The following is a 19,512-nucleotide window of genomic DNA, read 5'->3' as shown; positions in this document are numbered from 1 at the left end:
ACGCCGGCCGGACCGCACATCACGCATATGACGGACACTACGCCCGTAGCGGCGCGACGGCATGCGAGAGGGTCAGTGGCCGTGCCCGTGCCCCCGGGACCGGCGCTTCACGTACAGGCGGCCGTCCCTCGGCCCGGTCCACTCCAGGCGCACCACCCCGGGCACGGCGGCGTCGTCGACGCGCGACGGGTCGGCCCAGTACCCGAAGTTGGGATTGCGGAAGAACGTCGCCCACAGGTCTCCGCGGCGGTCGGTGAAGAAGTTGTTGTGCCCCGCGCCCACCCCCGCGGTCCACCGCTCGGAGTACGGCCCCTCGAAGCGGTCCGAGACGGCGACGACCGCGTCGTACTGGTACTGCGTGCGCCCCGTACCGGGCGGGTCGTAGGCGTACCGCGTGCTGCCGTCGGGGTTGCGCGACGTACGGTCCCACGCGGCGTGGACCAGGTAGTACCTGCCGCGGTGCTTGAACACGTAGGCGCCTTCGAGGTACGGCTCGGGGGAGTAGGGCGTCTGCCGGAACCGTGGCAGGTCCGTGGCCGGGACGATGTCCTCCATGTCGTCCCGGAACCTGGCGTACAGGTCGTTGTGGAGGACGAGCCACGCGTCGTCGCCCTCGGAGTAGAGACTGCCGTCGATGTGGTGGTAGGCGCCGGGCTCGATGAACGAGGGGCCGCCGATGAACGAGTCGCCGAAGGGCTTCTCCCGATTGCCCTCGACCAGCCGGTACGGGCCCTCCACGCCACCCTCGCTGACCAGCATGAACGAGCCGACCTTGCGGGAGTGGTCGCCCATGCAGGCGACGATGTACCAGCTACCGCGGAAGTGGTGCAGCTCCGGGGCCCAGGCCTGGCCGCGCTTGCCGAACCGGTCGTCGTGCCAGTACTCCTGCCACGGGGCCACGACGGTGCGCCCGGGCCGGTTCTCCCCGGCGAACTCGGGCGACCACACCTTGCCCTTCTCGGCGCCCGGCCGGATACCGGTCGTGTCGGCGAGGCGCCACGGGCCCCTGAGGGACGGCGCCAGCCACACGAAGATCCCGTCGTTCCACGGGGCGGCGGCCTCGAGCCCGGGCACCCGGGTGGTGCCGGTGGCCACGTAGACCGTACGGCCGCCCACGACGAAGCAGTTGACGTACGTGTCCCGCATCCAGACCGTGCCGCGCTCCTCGTCGCGGGGCCGCAGCTCCAGCGGGAGGACGAACGAGTTGTCCTCCCGCGGCCACAGGTCCTCCCTGGTGTCCGCGAGGCCGTACGGCGTGGGGTCGGGCCAGTTCGGCGGATACCTCCGCGCCGCGCCGTGCGCCGTGTCCGGGGTCGCCCGTGCGGCGCCGGCGGGCAGGGCGAACGCCGCCCCGAGACCGGCGGCGCCGGCCAGCAGGGAACGTCGGTCCGGGCCGTTCTCGGCATGGGTCATCGGTGGCGCTCTCCTTCGTCGTGTCCGTCCGAGGGGTGCGGCACAGCATGCGAACGTCCGCGCATTTACGTCAACAGTGCGGACGAATGACGAAGGAATCGGCGCCCGTGCAGGAGTTGCCCCACCAGGCATTGTGAACGCTTCATTTCGTCTTTCTGTCGGAGTGTTGACGGAATAATCGGCTCTCCCTACCTTGACCGGCATGCAGATGCCCAGCGGAGTGCACGCACTGGTCAGGCGGACCCACGAAGAGCGCGTGATGCGTGCGCTTCAGGAGAACGGCGCCATGAGCCGCGGCGAGATCGCCCGGGTCGTGGGCCTCTCCCGCACCACCCTGTCCGAGATCACCGGACACCTCCTGCAACGCGGGGCGATCGTCGTCGTGGACACCGACGCCTCCCGGCGCGAGGGCAGCGGGCGGCCGGCCGAGCGCCTCGCCCTCGATCCCGCGTCGGCCCAGTTCATGGGGGTCGACTTCGGGCACCGGAGGGTGCACGTCGTCGTCGCCGACGCCTCGCACGAGATCATGGTCTCGGGCTCCGTCCGGTACGAGGACACCGCGACCTGGCGTACCCGGACCGAGCTGGCCCTCGGGCTGGTCGACCGGCTGAGCAGCGAGGCCGGGGTGCACTACGGCGCGTTGCAGGGCATCGGCATCGGCGTGCCGGGCCCCTACCCGGCGCCCGACGGGGCCGCATGGCCGGGCGCCAACGCCGGCACCACGGTGCTCCGGCCCGCCCCGGAGGGCGTCGACGTGGCCTTCGCCGAACGCTTCGACGCACCGGTGATCGTCGACAACAACACCCGGCTCGCCGCCCTCGCCGAGGCGATCAGTGGCGCCGACAGCGTCGCCGACCTGGTGTACGTCCGTCTGTCGGACGGCGTCGGCGGCGGCCTGGTCGTCGGCGGCCAGCTGGTGACCGGCTCCGCCGGGCTGGCCGGCGAGCTGGGACACGTGACCGTGGAACCGGCGGGCCGGCCCTGCCGGTGCGGCAAGCGCGGCTGTCTGGAGACGGTGGCCTCGGTGCCCGGGATCCTCGCCGCCTGCTGGGAGTTCGGCCTGCGGCTGGAGGACCTCGACGATCTGGCGGCCGCCGTGCGCCGCGCCCACCCGGTCGTGGACCGGGTGCTGCGGGAGGCCGCCGGCGCGCTGGGCCGGGTCGTCGGCGCCGCCACCATGATGCTCAACCCGGCGAAGGTCGTCGTCGGCGGCGAGATCACCCGGCTGGCGCCCGTGATCGTCGAACAGGTCGCCGCCACCCTCGCCGCCGAGATCTTCCCGACCGCCTCGGCCGGTCCCGTCGTCGCCGCGGCGCGGCTGTCGGACGACGACGGCGCACTGGGCGCGCTGGCGGCGGTCTTCCACAGCTCCCCCCTCCTGGCGAGGTATCCCGAAACCGCCGAAGTGAAGGGCCGTTCCGATGCACCCGACTCCGCCACCGAAACAGCCGCCCATGTCCGTCCTTGACAAGCGGGGCGCCGACCCGGGGCACCCCCTGCCCGGGCAGCGGCCCGGAGCCCCGCCCGGCGCCGGCAGGAAGGTCACCGAGGCCGCGCCCGGACGTGCGCGGACCGGCGGGCGCGGGCTGACCCTCGTCCTGAACGCCGTGTCCGTCGCGGCCGGCATCGCCCTCTGGTGGGCCGCCGCGTCGGCCGGCTTCAAACTGCCCACCCCGCCGGAGGTCGTCTCCCGGGCCGGGACGCTGATCGGCGACGGAACCCTGGCCGACGACGCCCTGGCCAGCCTCACCCGGGTCCTGACCGGCTTCGCCCTCGGCACGGCCGTGGCCGTCCCCGTGGGCTTCCTGATGGGCTGGTACGGGATCGTGCGGGGTCTGGTCGAACCCTGGATCCAGTTCTTCCGCACCATCCCGCCCCTGGCCATCATCCCGCTGGCCGTGGTCGCCATGGGCATCGACGAGACCCCGAAGATCTTCGTCATCTTCCTCGCCGCGTTCCTGGCCTGTGTGATCTCGACCTTCCAGGGCGTGGTGAACGTCGACCGCACGCTGATCGACGCCGCCCGGGTGCTGGGCGCCAAGGACGCCACGATCTTCGCCCGCGTCGTCGTGCCCGCCTCGACGCCCTTCATCCTCGTCGGCATGCGGGTCGGCCTCGGCTCGGCCTGGGCCACGCTGGTCGCCGCGGAACTCATCGCCGCCCAGCAGGGCCTCGGTTACCGCATGCAGAACGCCCAGCTCTACTACGACCTGCCGACCATCTTCGTCGGACTCATCTCGATCGGGATCCTCGGTCTCCTCATGGACCGCGTCCTCCTCCTCGCCGAACGCAGGCTCACCCGATGGCAGGAACGCCGATGACCAGCAAACCGGCCAAGATATCCGTCCAGGGCGTCACCAAGACCTTCGCGCTGGGCCGGGAGACCTTCACCGCCCTCGACGACGTCTCGATCGACATCGCCGACCACGAGTTCGTCACCGTCGTCGGCCCCTCGGGCTGCGGCAAGAGCACCCTGATGAACATCCTCGCCGGTCTGGAGACCCCCACGGCGGGCCGCGCGCTGGTCGACGGGGTGCCCGTATCAGGGCCCGGACCCGAACGCGGGGTCATCTTCCAGCAGTACGCCCTCTTCCCCTGGCTGACCGTGCGGCAGAACGTCGAGTTCGGCCTCCGGACCACGGGCGTCCCCAAACGCGAACGGCGCACCCGCGCCGAGCACTTCATCGAACTGGTCGGCTTGGAGCGCTTCGCCGACGCCCTGCCCAAGACGCTGTCCGGAGGCATGCGCCAGCGCTGCGCCATCGCCCGCGCCTACGCCGTCGACCCCTCGATCCTGCTGATGGACGAACCCTTCGGCGCCCTCGACGCGCTCACCCGGGTCACCCTCCAGGAGCAGCTGCTGCGGACCTGGAGCCAGGACCGGCGCACGGTGCTGTTCATCACCCACGACGTCGACGAGGCCGTGTTCCTGGCCAACCGCGTGATCGTCATGGCAGCCCGTCCCGGACGGGTCTACGACGTCATCGAGGTCGACCCCGCCCTCGTGCGCGACGAGGCGTTCCGGCTCAGCCCCGAGTTCGCCGCACTGCGCAACCGGGTGTGGCACTCCGTCTACCACCAGGAAGGCCGCACCGCCGCCGTTTCCGGAACCCACTCCCCGACGTCATGACCCGGAAGGGACGCACCTCCATGCCCACCACGCCCACCCGCAGGCGCCTCACCGCCGCCCTGGCCGGCGCGGCAGCGCTGGCGCTGCTCACCGCGTGCGGCGACGGATCGTCCTCCGGCGCCTCCGGCGACAAGGTCCGCTTCGGCTACATCAACGACTTCAACGGCGCCAGCCTGATCGCCATCGCCGAGGCCAAGGGCCTGTGGAAGAAGCACGGCCTGTCCGCGGAGAGCAAGGTCTTCACCAACGGACCCCTCCAGATCCAGGCCCTCGGCACGGACAACCTCGACTTCGGCTACATAGGCCCCGGCGCCATGTGGCTGCCCGCCTCCGGCCAGGCCAAGGTCGTCGCCATCAACACGCTCGGCAACTCCGACCGGGTCCTCGCCCAGCCGGGCATCACCTCGATGCGACAGCTCGAGGGCAAGACCGTCGCCGTGCCCGAGGGCACCTCCGGCGACATGATCCTCTCCCTCGCCCTGGAGAAGGCCGGGATGACCAAGAAGGACGTGAAGGTCGTCCCGATGGACCCGTCCACCATCGTCTCCGCCTTCTCCTCCAAGCAGGTCGACGCGGCGGGCTTCTGGTACCCCGCCGCCGCGACCATCAAGAAGCAGGTGCCCGACCTGGTCGAACTCGCCAAGAACGCCGACTTCGAGCAGGACATCTCCTTCCCCACCGCGTTCGTGGCGAACAACAAGCTGGTCGCCGAGGAGCCGGACAGGACCAAGAAGGTCCTCGCGGTGCTGCGCGAGGCCATGGCCTTCCGCGCCGACCACACCGACGAGGCGATCCGGCTCACCGCGGACAAACTGAAGATCCCCGCCGACCAGGTCGAGGCCGACGCCGCGAACAACAAGGTGCTCGGCGTCACGGAACTCGACAGGCTGACCCGGGACGGCACCGTCGCCACCTGGCTGGAGGGCATGAACGAGTACTTCGTCGGCACCGGAAAGCTGAAGAAGCCCGTCGACCCGAAGACCTACTACACCGGTGACCTCTTCACGGGAGCGGGCCAGTGACGCGGGCGGGCACGTCCCGGAAGAACATCCTCTTCCTGATGACCGACCAGCACCGGACGGACACCCTCGGCGCCTACGGCAACCCTTTGGCGCACACCCCGGTACTGGACGAACTGGCCGCCACGGGAACCCGGTTCGACCGCTGGTACACGCCCACCGCGATCTGCACCCCGGCCCGGGCCAGTCTGCTGACCGGCCAGGCACCCTTCCGCCACAAGCTCCTGGCCAACCACGAACGCAACGTCGGCTACCTGGAGGACCTGGCCGAGGAGGAGTTCACCTTCTCCGGGGCGCTGCGCGAGCGGGGCTACAACTGCGGTCTCATCGGCAAGTGGCACGCCGGCAGCCGGCGCACCGCCGCCGACTACGGCTTCGACGGTCCCGAACTCCCCGGCTGGCACAATCCCGTCGACCACCCCGACTACCTCGCGTACCTCGCCGAACGCGGACTGCCGCCGTACGAGATCGGCGACCGGATCCGCGGCACCCTGCCCAACGGCGGCCCCGGCAACCTGCTGGCGGCCCGGCTCCATCAGCCGGTCGAGGCCACCTTCGAGCACTACCTGGCCACCCGCGCCATCGAGACGCTGGAACGGTACGCGGCGGACACCCGCGCACACGACCGGCCGTTCTTCCTCGCCCTGCACTTCTTCGGCCCCCACCTGCCGTACATCCTGCCGGACGAGTACTTCGACCTGGTCGACCCCGCCGACGTGGAGCTGCCGCGGTCCGTGGCCGAGACGTTCGAGGGCAAACCCCCGGTCCAGCGCAACTACAGCGCGCACTGGACCTTCGACACGATGCCGATCGAGACCACCCGCAAACTCATCGCGGTCTACTGGGGTTACGTGGCGCTCATCGACATGGAGATCGGCCGCGTCATGGCGGCCATGGAGCGGCTCGGGCTGGTGGACGACACCGCGGTCTTCTTCACCTGCGACCACGGGGAGTTCACCGGCTCCCACCGGCTGCACGACAAGGGCCCGGCGATGTACGAGGACATCTACCGCACCCCCGGCCTGGTCCGGGTGCCGGGCGCGCCCGGCGGCCAGGTCCGCGACGAGTTCGTCAGCCTCCTGGACTGCACCGCCACCATCCTCGAACTGGCGGGCGCCGACCCGGAACCCGCCGTCGACTCCCGCAGCCTGCTGCCCCTGGTACGGGGCGAGACGCCGGACTGGGACGAGGACGTCGTCTGCGAGTTCCACGGCCACCACTTCCCGTATCCGCAGCGCATGCTGCGCGAGGACCGGTACAAACTCGTCGTCAACCCCGACTCCGTCAACGAGCTGTACGACCTGCGCACCGACCCGGACGAACTCCAGAACGTCTACGCCCATCCCGAGCAGGCGCAGGTCCGCACCCGCATGATGCGCCGGCTGTACGGCGTCCTGCGCGAGCGCGGTGACAACTTCCACCACTGGATGACGTCGATGTACGACGTCGGCGAGGTCGGGTACGACCCCACCCTGAGCGGGCTCGACGAGTCCACGTACCGGGCCTAGCGGGCCCGCGACCCCTTCGAGGAACCATGACCAGCGATCACCGCCCGTGCTGCACCCCTGCCGCGGCACCCGCCGCCGCCCCGGTCGCCCCGCCCCTGTCCGGGCCGGCCGGCCGGGCGCGCTCGACGCGAGGGCAGGTGCTGCTGCCGGGCGGTGGCTTCGCGATGGGGGACGCGTTCGGCGAGGGGTATCCGGCCGACGGCGAGACACCGGTGCACACGGTGCGTCTGCGGCCCTTCCACATCGACGAGACCGCCGTCACCAACGCCCGCTTCGCCGCCTTCGTCAAGGCGACCGGGTACGTGACCGACGCGGAACACCACGGCTCCTCCGCGGTCTTCCACCTCGTGGTCGACGCCGCGTCCGCGGACGTGCTCGGCAACGCCGCGGGAGCCCCCTGGTGGATCAACGTGCGGGGCGCGCACTGGCGCCGACCCGAGGGCGCCCGCTCCGGCATCGGCACCCGGCAGAACCATCCCGTCGTCCACATCTCCTGGAACGACGCCACCGCCTACGCCCGGTGGGCCGGGAAACGACTGCCCACCGAGGCCGAGTGGGAGTACGCGGCGCGCGGCGGGCAGGCCGGCCGGCGCTATCCCTGGGGCGACGACCTGACCCCCGGCGGCCACTGGCGCTGCAACATCTGGCAGGGCCGGTTCCCGCACGTCAACACCGAGGAGGACGGCCACCTGACCACGGCCCCGGTCAGGTCCTACCGGGCCAACGGCTTCGGGCTGTGGAACACCGCGGGCAACGTGTGGGAGTGGTGCGCCGACTGGTTCTCGCCGGCCTACTACTCCCGGTCGCCCGCGTCGGACCCGCACGGCCCGGAGACCGGGACCACGCGGGTTCTGCGCGGCGGCTCCTACCTGTGCCACGACTCCTACTGCAACCGCTACCGGGTCGCCGCACGGTCCTCCAACACCCCGGAGTCCTCGTCCGGCAACCTCGGCTTCCGCTGCGCCAACGACGGCGCCCCGCCGTCCTCCTAGGCGATGGCCGCCCTCGCCCCGGCGACGAGAGCCGCCAGCTCCTCGGTCTCGTCGGCGGTGAGCGGGGTCAGCGGCGGACGGACCGGACCGGCCTTGAGCCCGGACAGCGTCACCCCGGCCTTCACCAGCGACACCGCGTACCCCGGAACACGCCGCCGCAGCCGCACCAGGGGATGGAAGAACGTCCGCTGAAGTGTGTCGACCGTCGCGGTGTCGCCCTCCTCGACCGCGCGGTGGAAGGCGAGGGAGAGATCCGGCGCGAACGCGAACGCGGCCGACGAGTACAGCTCGACGCCCAGTGCGCGGTAGGCGAGTTGGCTGGCCTCGGCGGTGGGCATGCCGTTGAAGAACTGGAAGTCCTTGCCCGATCCGGCGAGCGCCGCGCGCACGGCGGGGACGATGCGCGCGACCAGGTCGAGGTCGCCGGTGCCGTCCTTGAGACCCGTCACGGTCGGCAACTGGGCGACCTCGGCCGCCGCGTGCTCGTCGAAGCGGGCGTTGGCCCGGCTGTAGACGATCAGCGGGAGGTCCGTCTCCCCGCCGACGGCACGGGTGTAGGCGACGAGTCCGGCGGCGGGCGACTCGACGAGGTAGGGCGGCATGAGCAGCAGCCCGTCCGCGCCGGCCTCGGCGGCGTCGCGGGCGAACTGCCGGGCGAGACCCAGCGCGCCGCCCACACCGGCGTACACCGGGACGCGTCCCGCGGCCGCCTCGACGGCGGTACGGGTGACGGCCGCGTACTCCTCGCGGTCCAGCGCGTGGAACTCGCCGGTCCCGCACGCGACGAACACCCCGCCGGGCCCGGCGGCCACACCGGCCGCCACGTGCTGGTGCAGGACATCGAGGTCGATCTCGCCGGTGGCGGTGAAGGGGGTGACGGGGAAGAAGAGAACGCCTTCGAGCACGAGTGGTTTCCTATCGGGTCGGAGAGTCGGTGGAGCGGTCTGCCGGGCGGTCGGGGCCCGGGGCCGCGTCGGCGCCCCGGTGCACGACGCCCGTGAGAGGTTCCCCGCGGCGAAGCCGGCCGATGTTGTCGGCGATCTCCGCCGCACGCGCGGCGAAGGTGTCGGCGGTGTGCCCCGAGTGGTGCGGGGTCATGAGCACGTTGGGCAGTTCGTGGAAGGGCAGCCGGCTCGGTGCCTCGGGCGGGCCGGACCACCACACGTCCAGCGCCGCGCCGCCGATGGTGCCGCCGCGCAGCGCCTCGTAGAGCGCCTCTTCCCGCACCACGGGCCCTCGCGCCACGTTGACCAGCAGCGATCCGGGGCCCATGGCGGCGAGTTCGGTCGCGCCGATCAGACCGCGGGTGGCGGGGCCGAGCGGCACCGTGACCACCACGACGTCGGATTCGGCGAGCAGGTCGGGCAGCCGCTCGTGGCCGCCGACCCAGTCCGGCCGCAGGTCGTCGGGGAACGGGGCCGAGGGATCGCGTCGCACGGCGCGCACCCGCAGGCCCACCGCCTGGCACAGCCGGGCGACCTCGGTGCCCGTCTCACCGAACCCGACGATGCCCACCCGGCGGCCCCTCAGCGTGAGTCCGAACGGCAGCCCGGGGTCCACGGCCACGTTGCGCCACCGCCCGGCGCGCAGGGCGCGGTCGGCGCCGAGCACGTCGCGGGAGAGCATCAGGACGGACATCAGCACGTGCTCCGCTATGGAGCGGCCGTGGTGGTGGGTGGTGGCGACGGTGACGCCGGGGCCCAGCGCGTCCAGCGCGATGCCGTCGTAGCCGGCGCCGACCACGTGGACAAGGCGCAGCCGGGCGGCCCGGCGGGCGTCCTCGGCCCGCAGCCCGGAGCCGACGAACACCTCCACCTCCGGTATGGCCTCGGAGACCCGCGCCGCGTCCCAGTCGCAGGCGTCGAGCCACTCGTGGCCGCCCTCGGTACGGGCTTTGAGGGGCTCGTGGAAGCGGCTCAGGATGCGGTGGGCGAGCATGATGCGCACGAGGAGTTCACCACCTGGGGTTCTTGGTCGAGAAGGACGGGTCGACGCGGCGCATGTAGCCCGTGTCGTCCCGGTCGCGCAGTCCGCAGTCGAGGTACTGGCGGTGCAGCCGGGCGAGCGCGTCCCGGTCCAGCTCCACGCCCAGGCCGGGACCCGTGGGCACCGCGAGTGAGCCCTCGGCGAACCGCAGCGGCGTCGGGTCGACCACGTCCTCGTCGGGGCGTTTCCAAGGCCAGTGGGTGTCGCACGCGTAGGTGAGCCGCGGTGTGGCCGCCGCGAGGTGGGTCATCGCGGCGAGGCTGATGCCGAGGTGCGAGTTGGAGTGCATGGACAGGCCGAGCCCGAAGGCGTCGCAGATCGCGGAGAGCCGCCCGCAGCGCCGCAGGCCGCCCCAGAAGTGGTGGTCGGAGAGCACGATGCCCACCGCGTCCCGGGCCACGGCCGGCGCCAGGTCGTCGAAGGAGACCACACACATGTTGGTCGCCAGCGGCGTGTCCGTGCGTGCCGCCACCGACGCCATGCCGTCGATCCCGGCCGTCGGGTCCTCCAGGTACTGCAGGACGCCGTCCAGTTCGCGGGCGACGCGCAGCGAGGTCTCCGGGCTCCACACGGCGTTGGGGTCCAGACGCAGCGGATGGTCCGGGAAGGCCGCGCGCAGCGCCCTGATCGCCGCGATCTCCTCGTCCGGTGGGAAGACGCCGCCCTTGAGTTTGATGGAGGAGAAGCCGTACGTGTCGATCATCCGGCGGGCCTGCTCGACCAGGCCCGCCGGATCGAGCGCCGCCCCCCACTCGTCGTCCTCCTGGCCGGGGTGTCCGGCCCACTTGTAGAAGAGGTACGCGCTGTAGGGGACCGCCGGGCGTACGGCGCCGCCCAGCAGGTCGCTGACCGGCCGGCCCACGAGCTTGCCCTGGATGTCCAGGCACGCGACGTCGAACGGCGACACGACCCGGTCCACGGTGCTGCTGCCGGTGACCATCCCGGCCATGCCGTCGCCGCCCGCGGTGTCGGTGCCCAGGGCCCGGGTGGTGCGGGCGATCAGGTCGTTGAGACTCCAGACCTCCATGCCGGTCAGTTCACCGGCGGTGCGGCGGAGCCGTTCCAGGTGCAGGGTGCCGCCGTAGGTCTCCCCGATGCCGCTGACGCCGCTCTCCGTGGTGATCTCCACGACGGTGCGCAGGGCGTAGGGCTCGTGCACGCCCACCGAGTTGAGCAGGGGAGGGTCGCGGAAGGCCACGGGGGTCACGGTGACGTCGACGATGCGTTCGGAGGTGCCTGCCCGCATTCTCATCCTCATATGTAGTCGGCGTTCGCATGTGTGGACACCCAGTTGTAGGCACGGCCCCACGGCCGTGTCAATGGGCCGGCCGGTCCGGGACCGGCGTGAGGAGGGTGCCCTCCGTCATGAACCGCTGGAGGTTGCGGAGCGCCAGGTCGCCCATGGCCGCCCGGGTCTCGTGGGTGGCGCTGGCGATGTGGGGGAGCAGCACCACCCGGTCCGACGCCAGCAGCGCCGGCGGCACGTTGGGCTCGTCGGCGAAGACGTCCAGCGCCGCCCCCGCGATCCGGCCCTCCGTCACGGCCGCCACGAGCGCCGGTTCGTCGACCACGCTGCCCCGGGCGACGTTGACCAGGTACCCCCCGGGTCCGAGCGCGTCCAGGACCTTCGCCGAGACCAGACCCCGGGTGCCCCGGCCCCCGGCGACGGTGACGACGAGGGCGTCGCACGCCTCGGCCAGCGCCTCGGCGCTCGGCAGACGACGGTGGGTGACGCCGGGCACCGGCGTGCGCGTGCAGTACGCGAGATCCGCGCCGAAGCCTTCGAGCCGGCGGGCGACGGCCCGGCCGATCCGGCCGAGGCCCAGGATGCCCACCCGCTTGCCGCTCACCCGGTCGGCCAGCGGGAAGGGCGCTGCCGTCCAGGCCCCCGCGCGGACGTACCGGTCGGCCGCCGACAGGCGCCGCACGACGTCGATCAGCGCACCGACGGCGAGGTCCGCCACGCAGTCGGTGAGCACGTCCGGGGTGTTGCTCACGTCGATGCCCCGGGCGCGGGCGCGCACCACGTCGGTGGTCTCGTGGCCGACGCCGAAGTGGACGATCGCCCCGAGGCGCGGCAACGCGTCCATCAGCGCGTCGCCCACCCCGGTCCGCGCGCTCGTCACCGCGGCCGCGACCTCGCCGCCGTGCGTGCGCAAGTACGCGTCGGGGTCAGGGAGTTCGAAGAGGCGGACCGTGCGGAACTGCTCGCCGAGCGCGCTCTCCAGGGCGGGGAGCAGCGGGGACACCTGCAGGACGGTGTCCGGGGTGCTGGGGTGGGTGGGGGAATTCGGCAAGGGGGCGCTCCCGTCGGGTGGGGTGCCGGGACGCGGGCCGCTCGGAGCATGTCCGATCCTCCGCATGTCTTGACGCTGCCCCGGCACCGGTTTAGCTTCGCGTTCACAGATGCAGACCGAGTACGTAAGTGTAGACAGTCGTGGAGGTCCGCCCCACACCCCCGAGTTCGGAACGTGACACATCAGCACTTCCCCGGAGACACGCGACGATGAAGTCCTCCGTTTCATCCACCCGGCGCCCCGCACCGAGGCGGCCCCGCACGAAGAGCGCGTTGCTGCTGGCGGGCGTCGTGCTCCTGTCCAGCGGGTGCGCCGTGGCAGGCAGCGCGGGCGGCGACACCGGCCGCGCCGACGGCCGCACCCTGCGGGTGGTGCTCACCCAGGAACCGCCGACCCTGGAACCCTGCGAGGCATCACTGACCGGCACCGGCGTGGTGGTCCGGTCCAACATCACCGAACCGCTGGTGGAACGGGATCCCACCTCCGGTGAGCTGAACCCCCTGCTGGCGACCGGCTGGAAGCAGACCGCCCCCCGGACCTGGACCTTCGACATCCGCTCCGGGGTGACCTTCCAGAACGGCGCGCCCTTCACCTCCGAGGACGCCGCCTTCTCCATCGACCGGGCGGTCAACTCCGACCTCGCCTGCAACGTCGAGGGCTACGTCTTCGGCGACGACGACCTCGAAGTGGACGCGGTGAACGACAGCAGACTGACCGTCACCACCGAACGGCCGGACCCCATCCTGCCGTTGCGCCTGAGCTTCGTGGAGGTGGTGCCCCGCACGACCGACCCGAAGGCCAAGGTCCGCGTCCCGGTCGGCACCGGCCCCTACGCGGTCACGTCCTGGAAGCCCGGGGCGGCCATCTCCCTCGACCGCAACGACCGCTACTGGGGCGAGGCCCCCGCCTTCGCGCGGGCCCGCTACGTCTGGCGCAGCGACGCCAGTGTCCGCGCCGCGATGATCGACAAGGGCGAGGCGGAGATCGCCGTAGCCCTCGACCCCATGGAAGCGGAGAAGGACACGACCGCCGCCTACCCCAACAACGAGACGACCGCGCTGCGGCTGGACGGTCGCGAGGCCCCGCTCGACGACATCCGGGTGCGCCGGGCGATCGACCTGGCCGTGGACCGCGAGGGCATCGTCGACGCGCTCCTCGGCGGACTCGCCGAACCGGCCGGCCAACTCGTGCCGCCCGGCGTGGTGGGTCACAACGACGCGATCGAACCGACCCGGCAGAACGTCACCGAGGCCCGCGCCCTGGTGGGCGAGGCGGCGGCCGACGGAGTGCCCACCGACCGGCAGATCACCCTGGTCGCCCGCAACGGCATGTTCTCAGGGGTGTCGGAGACGGCCGAGGCGCTCCAGTACCAGATGCAGCGGATCGGGCTGAACGTGAAGGTGCGCATGGCCGACACCGCCACCCACCTCCAGTACCAGCTCCGCCCGCTGCCCGAGGACGTCGGCCCGATCGCCCTGCTGATCATGCACGGCAACCAGGCCGGTGACGCGGGCTTCACCACCAGCCAGTACCTGCTCGCCGACGGCCCCCAGTCCACGTTCGGCACCGCGGCGCTGGACGAACGCGTCGCCGACGCGGGCGCCCTGTCCGGCGGCGCACGGCAGAAGGCCTTCGCCGACCTGCTCGCCGAGCAGAACGAGAGCGTCGTCCAGTACGCCCATCTCGCCCACATGAGCGGCCTGCTCGGCCTGTCCCGGTCGATCCGCTACCGACCCGACTCCGCCACCGGGGACGAACTCCGGCTGGCCGAGGTCCGCCCGGCCGAGGGGGCGAAGCACTGACATGATCCCGTTCCTGCGCAAACGCATCCTCTCCAGCGCCGTCCCCCTGGTCTGCGTCGTCCTCGGCGTGTTCTTCCTGGCCCGGATGACCGGCAACCCCGTCGACCTCTACCTCCCCCTGAGCGCCACCCCCGAGCAGCGCGCGGAGTTCTCCGCCGCGCAGGGCTTCGACCTGTCCGTCCCCACGCAACTGTGGAACTACCTCGTCGACGCCGCCCACTTCGACTTCGGCACCTCCCTGCGGACGGGACAGCCGGCCGGCTCGATGGTGCTCGACGCCTTCCCCGTCACCCTGCAACTCGCCGGCGTCACCATGCTGCTGGCCCTCACCGGAGCCGTCCTGGTCGGCAGCCTCGCGGCCTACCGCCCCAACTCCCTGATCGACAGGATCGCCAGCCTGCTGTCCATGACGGCCGCCAGCATCCCCGACTTCTGGTTCGCCATCATGGGCGTCCTGGTCTTCGGCGTGAGCCTCGGCCTGCTCCCGACCTCCGGCACGCTCGGCGGCCCCGAGATATGGGTGCTGCCCATCGCGACCCTGCTCATCCGCCCGTTCGGCGTCCTGGTCCAGGTGGTCCGCGGCAGCATGGTCACCGCACTGTCCGCGCCCTACGTCAAGATCGCCCGGGGCAAGGGCGCCACCCCCCGGCGCGTCGTCTTCGGCCACGCCCTGCGCAACGCCGTGACGCCGGTACTGACCGTGGCCGGCGACCTGGCGGTGGGCCTGGTCAACGGCGCGGTCATTGTCGAGACGATCTTCGGCTGGCCCGGAATCGGCAAGCTCATGATCGACTCCATCCTCCAGCGCGACTTCGCGGTCCTCCAGGCGGCCGTGCTGACGACCGCCGTGACGATCTTCGCGCTGAACATCCTCGTCGACGTCTGTCACGCGCTGACCGACCCCCGAGTGCGTCAGGCGGTGCCGGCGTGAGCGAAGGAAGCACCATGACCCAGGCAGAGACCGACGCCGCCGGCGTCACGGACGAGACGCCCTCGGCCCGCGACCACCGGCCCAGTCCCTGGCGGATGCTGGGCCGGGACCGGGTCGCGGCCGTCGGCGCCGTCGTCCTCACCCTGGTCGCCCTCGTGGCCCTCTTCGGCCGGCTGGTCATCGGCGACCGCGCCCAGCGCCAGGACCTCGACGCCTCACTGCGGCCGCCGTCCCTGAGCGACGGCGCGTACGGGCTGCTCGGCACCGACGTCCTCGGCCGCAGCATGGTGGCCCGGCTGATCGAGGCCGCGGCGACCACCCTGTCCGTCGCCGTACCCGCCGTCCTGTGCTCCCTCGCGATCGGCTCCGCCCTCGGACTGTGGGCCGGATACCACGGCGGCCGCCGCGAGAGCGTCGCCATGCGGGTCGCCGACGTGATCCTCAGCTTCCCCTCCCTGCTGATCGCGGTGGTGGTGCTGTACGTCTTCTCGCCCAGCGCGCTCAACCTCGTGCTGATCCTGGCCGTGACCCGCATCCCGGTGTACCTGCGCACCGCTCGGGCCGAGGCGGCCGAACTGCGCACCCGACTGTTCGTCGACGCCGCCCGGACCTTCGGCACCCCCAGCCACCTGATCATCTACCGGCACGTCCTGCCGATCGCCCTGCCCACCCTGCTGACCGTGGCCACCCTCGACTTCTGCTTCGTGATGCTCACCGAGTCGTCGCTGAGTTTCCTCGGCATCGGAATCCAGCCCCCGGACGTCAGTTGGGGCCTCATGGTGGCCCAGGGCCGGCAGTACCTACAGACCGCCTGGTGGATCACCGTGCTGCCCGGCCTCGCCATCGTCCTGACGACCGTGTCCGCGACGGTGCTCGCCGCCTGGGCCCGCATAGCCACCGACCCGGCCCAGCGCTGGCGGCTGACGCTGCCCAGGAAGCGCCGCCCCGTCCAGGCCCCCGTACCGCCGGAGATGATCCCGTGACGACCACCGCCAGCGCCGCACCGACCGGCACCCGCACCCCCGCCCTCGACGTCGAGGGCCTGTGCGTGGACCTGACCACGCCCACGGGCACCGTACGGGCCGTCGACGGCGTCAGCTTCAGCGTCCACCGCGGCCGCACCCTGGCGCTGCTGGGCGAGTCCGGCTGCGGCAAGTCCATGACCGCCCTCTCCGTCGTCGGACTGCTGGACCCGGCGGCGGCGGTGACCGGCGGCGCCGTACGCGTCAGGGGCGACGACACGCTCCGCATGAGCCCCGCGGAACGCCGCAGGCTGGCCGGCCCCGTGCTCTCCATCGTCTTCCAGGACGCCCTCACCGCCCTCAACCCGGTGCAGCCCGTGGGCCGCCAGATCGGCGAACCCTTCCGCATCCACCAGAAACTCTCGCGCCGCCAGGCGCGGGAGAAGGCGATCGAGCTGATGACCCGGGTGGGCATCCCCGAACCGAGGCAGCGGGCCCGGTCCTACCCCCACCAGTTCTCCGGCGGCATGCGGCAGCGGCTGCTCATCGCGATGGCCGTCGCCCTCGCGCCCGACGTGCTCATCGCCGACGAACCCACCACGGCCCTCGACGTGACCGTGCAGGCCCAGATCATGCGGCTGCTGCGCGACCTCCAGGACGAACGGGACATGGCCGTCGTCCTGATCACCCACGACCTCGCCGTGGTCGCCCAGCGCGCCGACGACGTCGTCGTGATGTACGCGGGCACGGTCGTCGAGAACGGACCCGTGCGCGACGTCTTCGCCGCACCCCGCCACCCCTACACGCGGGGCCTGCTCGACTCGGTGCCCGAGGACAGCGTGCGCGGACGGCCGCTGCCCGCCGTCCCCGGCAGCCCGCCCGAGCTGAGCGCGGTGCCCGCCGGCTGCGTCTTCCAGGCCCGCTGCCCGCTGGTACGGGAGCGCTGCGTCCGGGAACGCCCGTCCCTGCGCCCGACCGGCGAGGGCCGCGCGGCCGCCTGCCACTTCTCCGAGGAGCTCGACCGTGCCTGACACCCGCGCCACCACTGCCACCCCCGGGCCCGCCCCGCAGGAGGACGCGCCGCTGCTGGAGGTACTCGGGGTCACCAAGACCTTCGGCAGCGGACGTCGCCGGTTGACCGCCCTGGACGGGGTGGACGTACGGATCGGCCGGGGCCAGACCCTCGGACTCGTCGGCGAGTCGGGGTGCGGCAAGTCCACCCTGGCCAGGGTCCTGCTCGGCCTTGAGCGCCCGGACGCGGGCACCGTCCGGTTCGACGGCACCGACCCCTTCGCCCTGCGCGGCAGGGAACTGCTGGCCTGGCGGCGCCGGGTGCAGATGGTCTTCCAGGACCCCTTCGCCTCGCTCAACGCGCGCATGTCGGCGGCCGACCTGATCGGCGAACCCTGGCGCACCCACCGGGACGTCGTGCCGGACGCCAAGGCCCGCGAGCGGCGGGTCCGCGAGCTGCTCTCCCTGGTGGGACTGCGGGCGAGCGACGCGCACCGCTACCCCAACGAATTCTCCGGGGGACAGCGCCAGCGCATCGGCATCGCACGCGCGCTGGCCCTGGACCCCGACCTCATCGTGTGCGACGAACCCGTGTCCGCGCTCGACCTGTCGGTGCAGGCGCAGGTCCTGAACGTACTCTCCGACCTGCGGACCCGCCTCGGCGTCACCTACGTGTTCATCTCCCACGACCTCTCCGTGGTGCGCTACATCTCCGACTGGGTGTCGGTCATGTACCTGGGCAAGGTCGTCGAACACGGGGCCACGGACGACGTCTTCGAGAACCCCCAGCACCCCTACACGGCCGCGCTGCTGTCGGCGGCACCCGTCCTCGACCCCGGCCGGGACGCCCACCGCCGGGAGATCCAGCTCCAGGGCGAGATCCCCTCGCCCTTCGACATCCCCTCCGGCTGCCGCTTCCGCACCCGGTGCGGGCGGGCCGAGGACCGGTGCGCGACCGAGGCGCCGCCCGTCGTGGCCCGGGACACGGCCGACGGGGCCGAACCCCACACGGCCCTGTGCCACTTCCCGCTGGAGGCGGCGACGACGTGGGCCTGACCGGCCCGGAGTTCGTCCTGCTCTCGGTCACGGTGGGGCTCGGCGCCCTGCTCCAGGTCTCCATCGGCTTCGGCCTCGGCATGATCGCCGCACCGGTCTTCTCCCTCGTGGATCCGGCGCTCGCGCCCACGTCGGTCCTGCTGCTCGCCACCGGCGTCACCGCCGCGGTGCTCGTGCGCGAGCGGGGCCGGGCCGACCTGCGCGGCTGCGGCTGGGCGCTGGCCGGCCGGCTGCCCGGTGTCCTGGCCGGCGCCCTGCTCGTGGTGGCCCTCCCCGCCCGCCACCTGGCCCTGCTCGTCGCCGCGGTGGTCCTCGCCGGCGTCACGGTGAGCGTGGCGGGCTACGTGCCGCGCCAACGACGCTCCTCGGTGGTCCTCGCCGGGATGGCCTCGGGCCTGATGGGCACGGCGACCTCCATCGGCGGGCCGCCCATGGCGATGGTGTGGCAGCGGCTCGGCGGACCGGAACTGCGCGCCACGATGAGCGCGTTCTTCCTCGCCGGTTCCCTGATGAGCCTCGCCGCGCTGACGGCGGCCGACGCGGTCGGCGCACACGCGCTGCGCGGCACCGCCCTGCTCACCCCCGCCGCCGTGGCCGGGGTGCTGCTCGCGGGGCCGCTGACCCGGCGGCTGAACGTCCGGCGCACCCGCGCGGCGGCCACGGCACTCGCGGTCGCGGGTGCCGTGGCCCTCGTCCTCCAGCAGTTCGTCTGACCGCCGGGCCGTCGCGCTACGTGCGGAGCAGACGCTGGGTGATCTCCCGGTACTGCCTCAACGCGACCCGGAGTTCTTCCGAACCCGTCCCGGGGTCCCGGTCCTGCCAGCTCTCGTGCAGGGCCCGGCGCCGCTCCGCCAGCGCCTCCACGAGGTGGGCGACGGCCTCGTCGTAGGCACCCTCCGCCTCCTCCAGCGCTTCGCGGGGAGTCTCGGCGAAGCTGTTGATCGCCACGCGGAGGCGGGCCAGGACCGCGTCCCGCTCGTCCGACGGCACCAGCGCGTCCGGTGCCGTGGAGTGGTGCTCGGGGCGGCGCGGAGGCTGGTCCGACGGCTGCTGTGCGCGCGTCTGGTCGTACATCATCGTATGCCGCTTTCCTGGGTCGTGTGGGTCACCGGATTCCCCGGAGCGGCATGGCTCTGCGCCGTGCGGACAGTCAACGCCCGATTCCGGTGCGTGTCAAAGCACCGGCTTCCGGCCGCCTCCGGTCAGCGCTGGGTGAGGGTCTGGGGGTAGTCGGTGATGATGCCGTCGACGCCGAGGCCGGTCATTTTGCGGATGGCGCCGGGTTCGTCGACGGTCCAGACGTTGATGTTCATGCCGAGTTGGTGGATGCGGTCGACGAGGGGCTGGTCGGTGACGGTGTGCTGGGGGTTGATCTGGTCGGCCCATGTGCTGAGTTGCTGGAGTT

At 72.3% G+C, this 19,512-nt stretch carries 19 protein-coding genes; 12 read left to right on the top strand and 7 right to left on the bottom strand.

The window, feature by feature from the left end; genetic code table 11:
• Positions 1–72: 72 nt before the first annotated feature.
• On the bottom strand, positions 73–1,413 hold the full coding sequence (locus ACGF3J_RS20135) for a family 43 glycosylhydrolase (protein ID WP_393854433.1): 1,341 nt from the start codon (positions 1,411–1,413) through the stop codon (positions 73–75).
• 202 nt (positions 1,414–1,615) lie between these two features.
• Here ACGF3J_RS20135 and ACGF3J_RS20130 point away from each other — a divergent pair, with 202 nt between their 5' ends.
• The 6 genes from ACGF3J_RS20130 to ACGF3J_RS20105 are packed head-to-tail and all read left to right on the top strand — an operon-like array spanning position 1,616 to position 8,062.
• The gene (locus tag ACGF3J_RS20130; protein WP_393854432.1) at positions 1,616–2,881 is read left to right on the top strand and encodes an ROK family transcriptional regulator; all 1,266 of its coding nucleotides are present in this window, start codon (positions 1,616–1,618) and stop codon (positions 2,879–2,881) included.
• Positions 2,868–3,734: an ABC transporter permease gene (locus ACGF3J_RS20125; protein WP_202557529.1), complete on the top strand. Its 867-nt coding sequence runs from the start codon at positions 2,868–2,870 to the stop codon at positions 3,732–3,734. Before ACGF3J_RS20130 ends, ACGF3J_RS20125 begins: the two co-directional genes overlap by 14 nt.
• Entirely contained in the window at positions 3,731–4,543 is an 813-nt protein-coding gene (locus tag ACGF3J_RS20120; RefSeq protein ID WP_161326510.1) for an ABC transporter ATP-binding protein, read from the top strand. The genes ACGF3J_RS20125 and ACGF3J_RS20120 overlap by 4 nt, the downstream gene beginning before the upstream one ends.
• A 20-nt stretch (positions 4,544–4,563) precedes the next feature.
• On the top strand, positions 4,564–5,565 hold the full coding sequence (locus ACGF3J_RS20115; RefSeq protein WP_161326511.1) for an aliphatic sulfonate ABC transporter substrate-binding protein: 1,002 nt from the start codon (positions 4,564–4,566) through the stop codon (positions 5,563–5,565).
• Positions 5,562–7,070 carry a sulfatase-like hydrolase/transferase gene (locus tag ACGF3J_RS20110; protein ID WP_161326512.1) on the top strand — a complete coding sequence of 503 codons (1,509 nt, stop codon included), beginning with the start codon at positions 5,562–5,564 and terminating at the stop codon, positions 7,068–7,070. The genes ACGF3J_RS20115 and ACGF3J_RS20110 overlap by 4 nt, the downstream gene beginning before the upstream one ends.
• Before the next feature lie 26 nt (positions 7,071–7,096).
• Positions 7,097–8,062 carry a formylglycine-generating enzyme family protein gene (locus ACGF3J_RS20105; protein ID WP_393854431.1) on the top strand — a complete coding sequence of 322 codons (966 nt, stop codon included), beginning with the start codon at positions 7,097–7,099 and terminating at the stop codon, positions 8,060–8,062.
• On the opposite strand, the gene ACGF3J_RS20100 is transcribed toward ACGF3J_RS20105, so the two are convergent.
• The 4 genes from ACGF3J_RS20100 to ACGF3J_RS20085 form a co-directional block, all read right to left on the bottom strand.
• Complete coding sequence (locus ACGF3J_RS20100; protein WP_161327295.1) at positions 8,059–8,967, bottom strand: 5-dehydro-4-deoxyglucarate dehydratase; 909 nt, start codon at positions 8,965–8,967, stop codon at positions 8,059–8,061. The two genes, ACGF3J_RS20105 and ACGF3J_RS20100, sit on opposite strands and share 4 nt — an antisense overlap.
• Before the next feature lie 10 nt (positions 8,968–8,977).
• A complete protein-coding gene (locus ACGF3J_RS20095; protein WP_393854522.1) occupies positions 8,978–10,000 on the bottom strand; it encodes a 2-hydroxyacid dehydrogenase in 1,023 nt (340 codons plus the stop codon).
• A gap of 16 nt (positions 10,001–10,016) precedes the next feature.
• A complete protein-coding gene (locus ACGF3J_RS20090; RefSeq protein WP_393854430.1) occupies positions 10,017–11,300 on the bottom strand; it encodes a glucarate dehydratase family protein in 1,284 nt (427 codons plus the stop codon).
• A 64-nt stretch (positions 11,301–11,364) separates the two neighbouring features.
• A complete protein-coding gene (locus ACGF3J_RS20085; protein ID WP_393854429.1) occupies positions 11,365–12,345 on the bottom strand; it encodes a 2-hydroxyacid dehydrogenase in 981 nt (326 codons plus the stop codon).
• 209 nt (positions 12,346–12,554) lie between these two features.
• Here ACGF3J_RS20085 and ACGF3J_RS20080 point away from each other — a divergent pair, with 209 nt between their 5' ends.
• The 6 genes from ACGF3J_RS20080 to ACGF3J_RS20055 are packed head-to-tail and all read left to right on the top strand — an operon-like array spanning position 12,555 to position 18,820.
• Entirely contained in the window at positions 12,555–14,147 is a 1,593-nt protein-coding gene (locus tag ACGF3J_RS20080; RefSeq protein ID WP_161330974.1) for an ABC transporter substrate-binding protein, read from the top strand.
• 1 nt (position 14,148) lies between these two features.
• The gene (locus tag ACGF3J_RS20075; protein ID WP_161330973.1) at positions 14,149–15,078 is read left to right on the top strand and encodes an ABC transporter permease; all 930 of its coding nucleotides are present in this window, start codon (positions 14,149–14,151) and stop codon (positions 15,076–15,078) included.
• Positions 15,079–15,092: 14 nt separating this feature from the next.
• Positions 15,093–16,061, top strand: a complete 969-nt coding sequence (locus tag ACGF3J_RS20070; protein ID WP_161330972.1) for an ABC transporter permease — start codon at positions 15,093–15,095, stop codon at positions 16,059–16,061.
• Positions 16,058–17,071 carry an ABC transporter ATP-binding protein gene (locus tag ACGF3J_RS20065; protein ID WP_161330971.1) on the top strand — a complete coding sequence of 338 codons (1,014 nt, stop codon included), beginning with the start codon at positions 16,058–16,060 and terminating at the stop codon, positions 17,069–17,071. Before ACGF3J_RS20070 ends, ACGF3J_RS20065 begins: the two co-directional genes overlap by 4 nt.
• Positions 17,064–18,107 (top strand): ABC transporter ATP-binding protein, encoded by a 1,044-nt coding sequence (locus ACGF3J_RS20060; RefSeq protein WP_161330970.1) that lies wholly within the window; start codon positions 17,064–17,066, stop codon positions 18,105–18,107. The genes ACGF3J_RS20065 and ACGF3J_RS20060 overlap by 8 nt, the downstream gene beginning before the upstream one ends.
• Complete coding sequence (locus tag ACGF3J_RS20055) at positions 18,098–18,820, top strand: sulfite exporter TauE/SafE family protein (RefSeq protein WP_393854428.1); 723 nt, start codon at positions 18,098–18,100, stop codon at positions 18,818–18,820. Before ACGF3J_RS20060 ends, ACGF3J_RS20055 begins: the two co-directional genes overlap by 10 nt.
• Before the next feature lie 16 nt (positions 18,821–18,836).
• On the opposite strand, the gene ACGF3J_RS20050 is transcribed toward ACGF3J_RS20055, so the two are convergent.
• Together ACGF3J_RS20050 and ACGF3J_RS20045 are read right to left on the bottom strand one after the other, a co-directional pair.
• Positions 18,837–19,181: a hypothetical protein gene (locus tag ACGF3J_RS20050; protein WP_161331627.1), complete on the bottom strand. Its 345-nt coding sequence runs from the start codon at positions 19,179–19,181 to the stop codon at positions 18,837–18,839.
• Positions 19,182–19,309: 128 nt separating this feature from the next.
• A partial coding sequence (locus tag ACGF3J_RS20045; protein ID WP_393854427.1) for a glycerophosphodiester phosphodiesterase occupies positions 19,310–19,512 on the bottom strand: 203 nt, incomplete at its 5' end.

Origin of the sequence: Streptomyces sp. NPDC048171 (genome assembly GCF_043202655.1) — a bacterium.
GTDB lineage: Bacteria > Actinomycetota > Actinomycetes > Streptomycetales > Streptomycetaceae > Streptomyces.
Note: the sequence above shows the minus strand (reverse complement) of the source record. Positions and strands in the feature narration are given on the sequence as shown.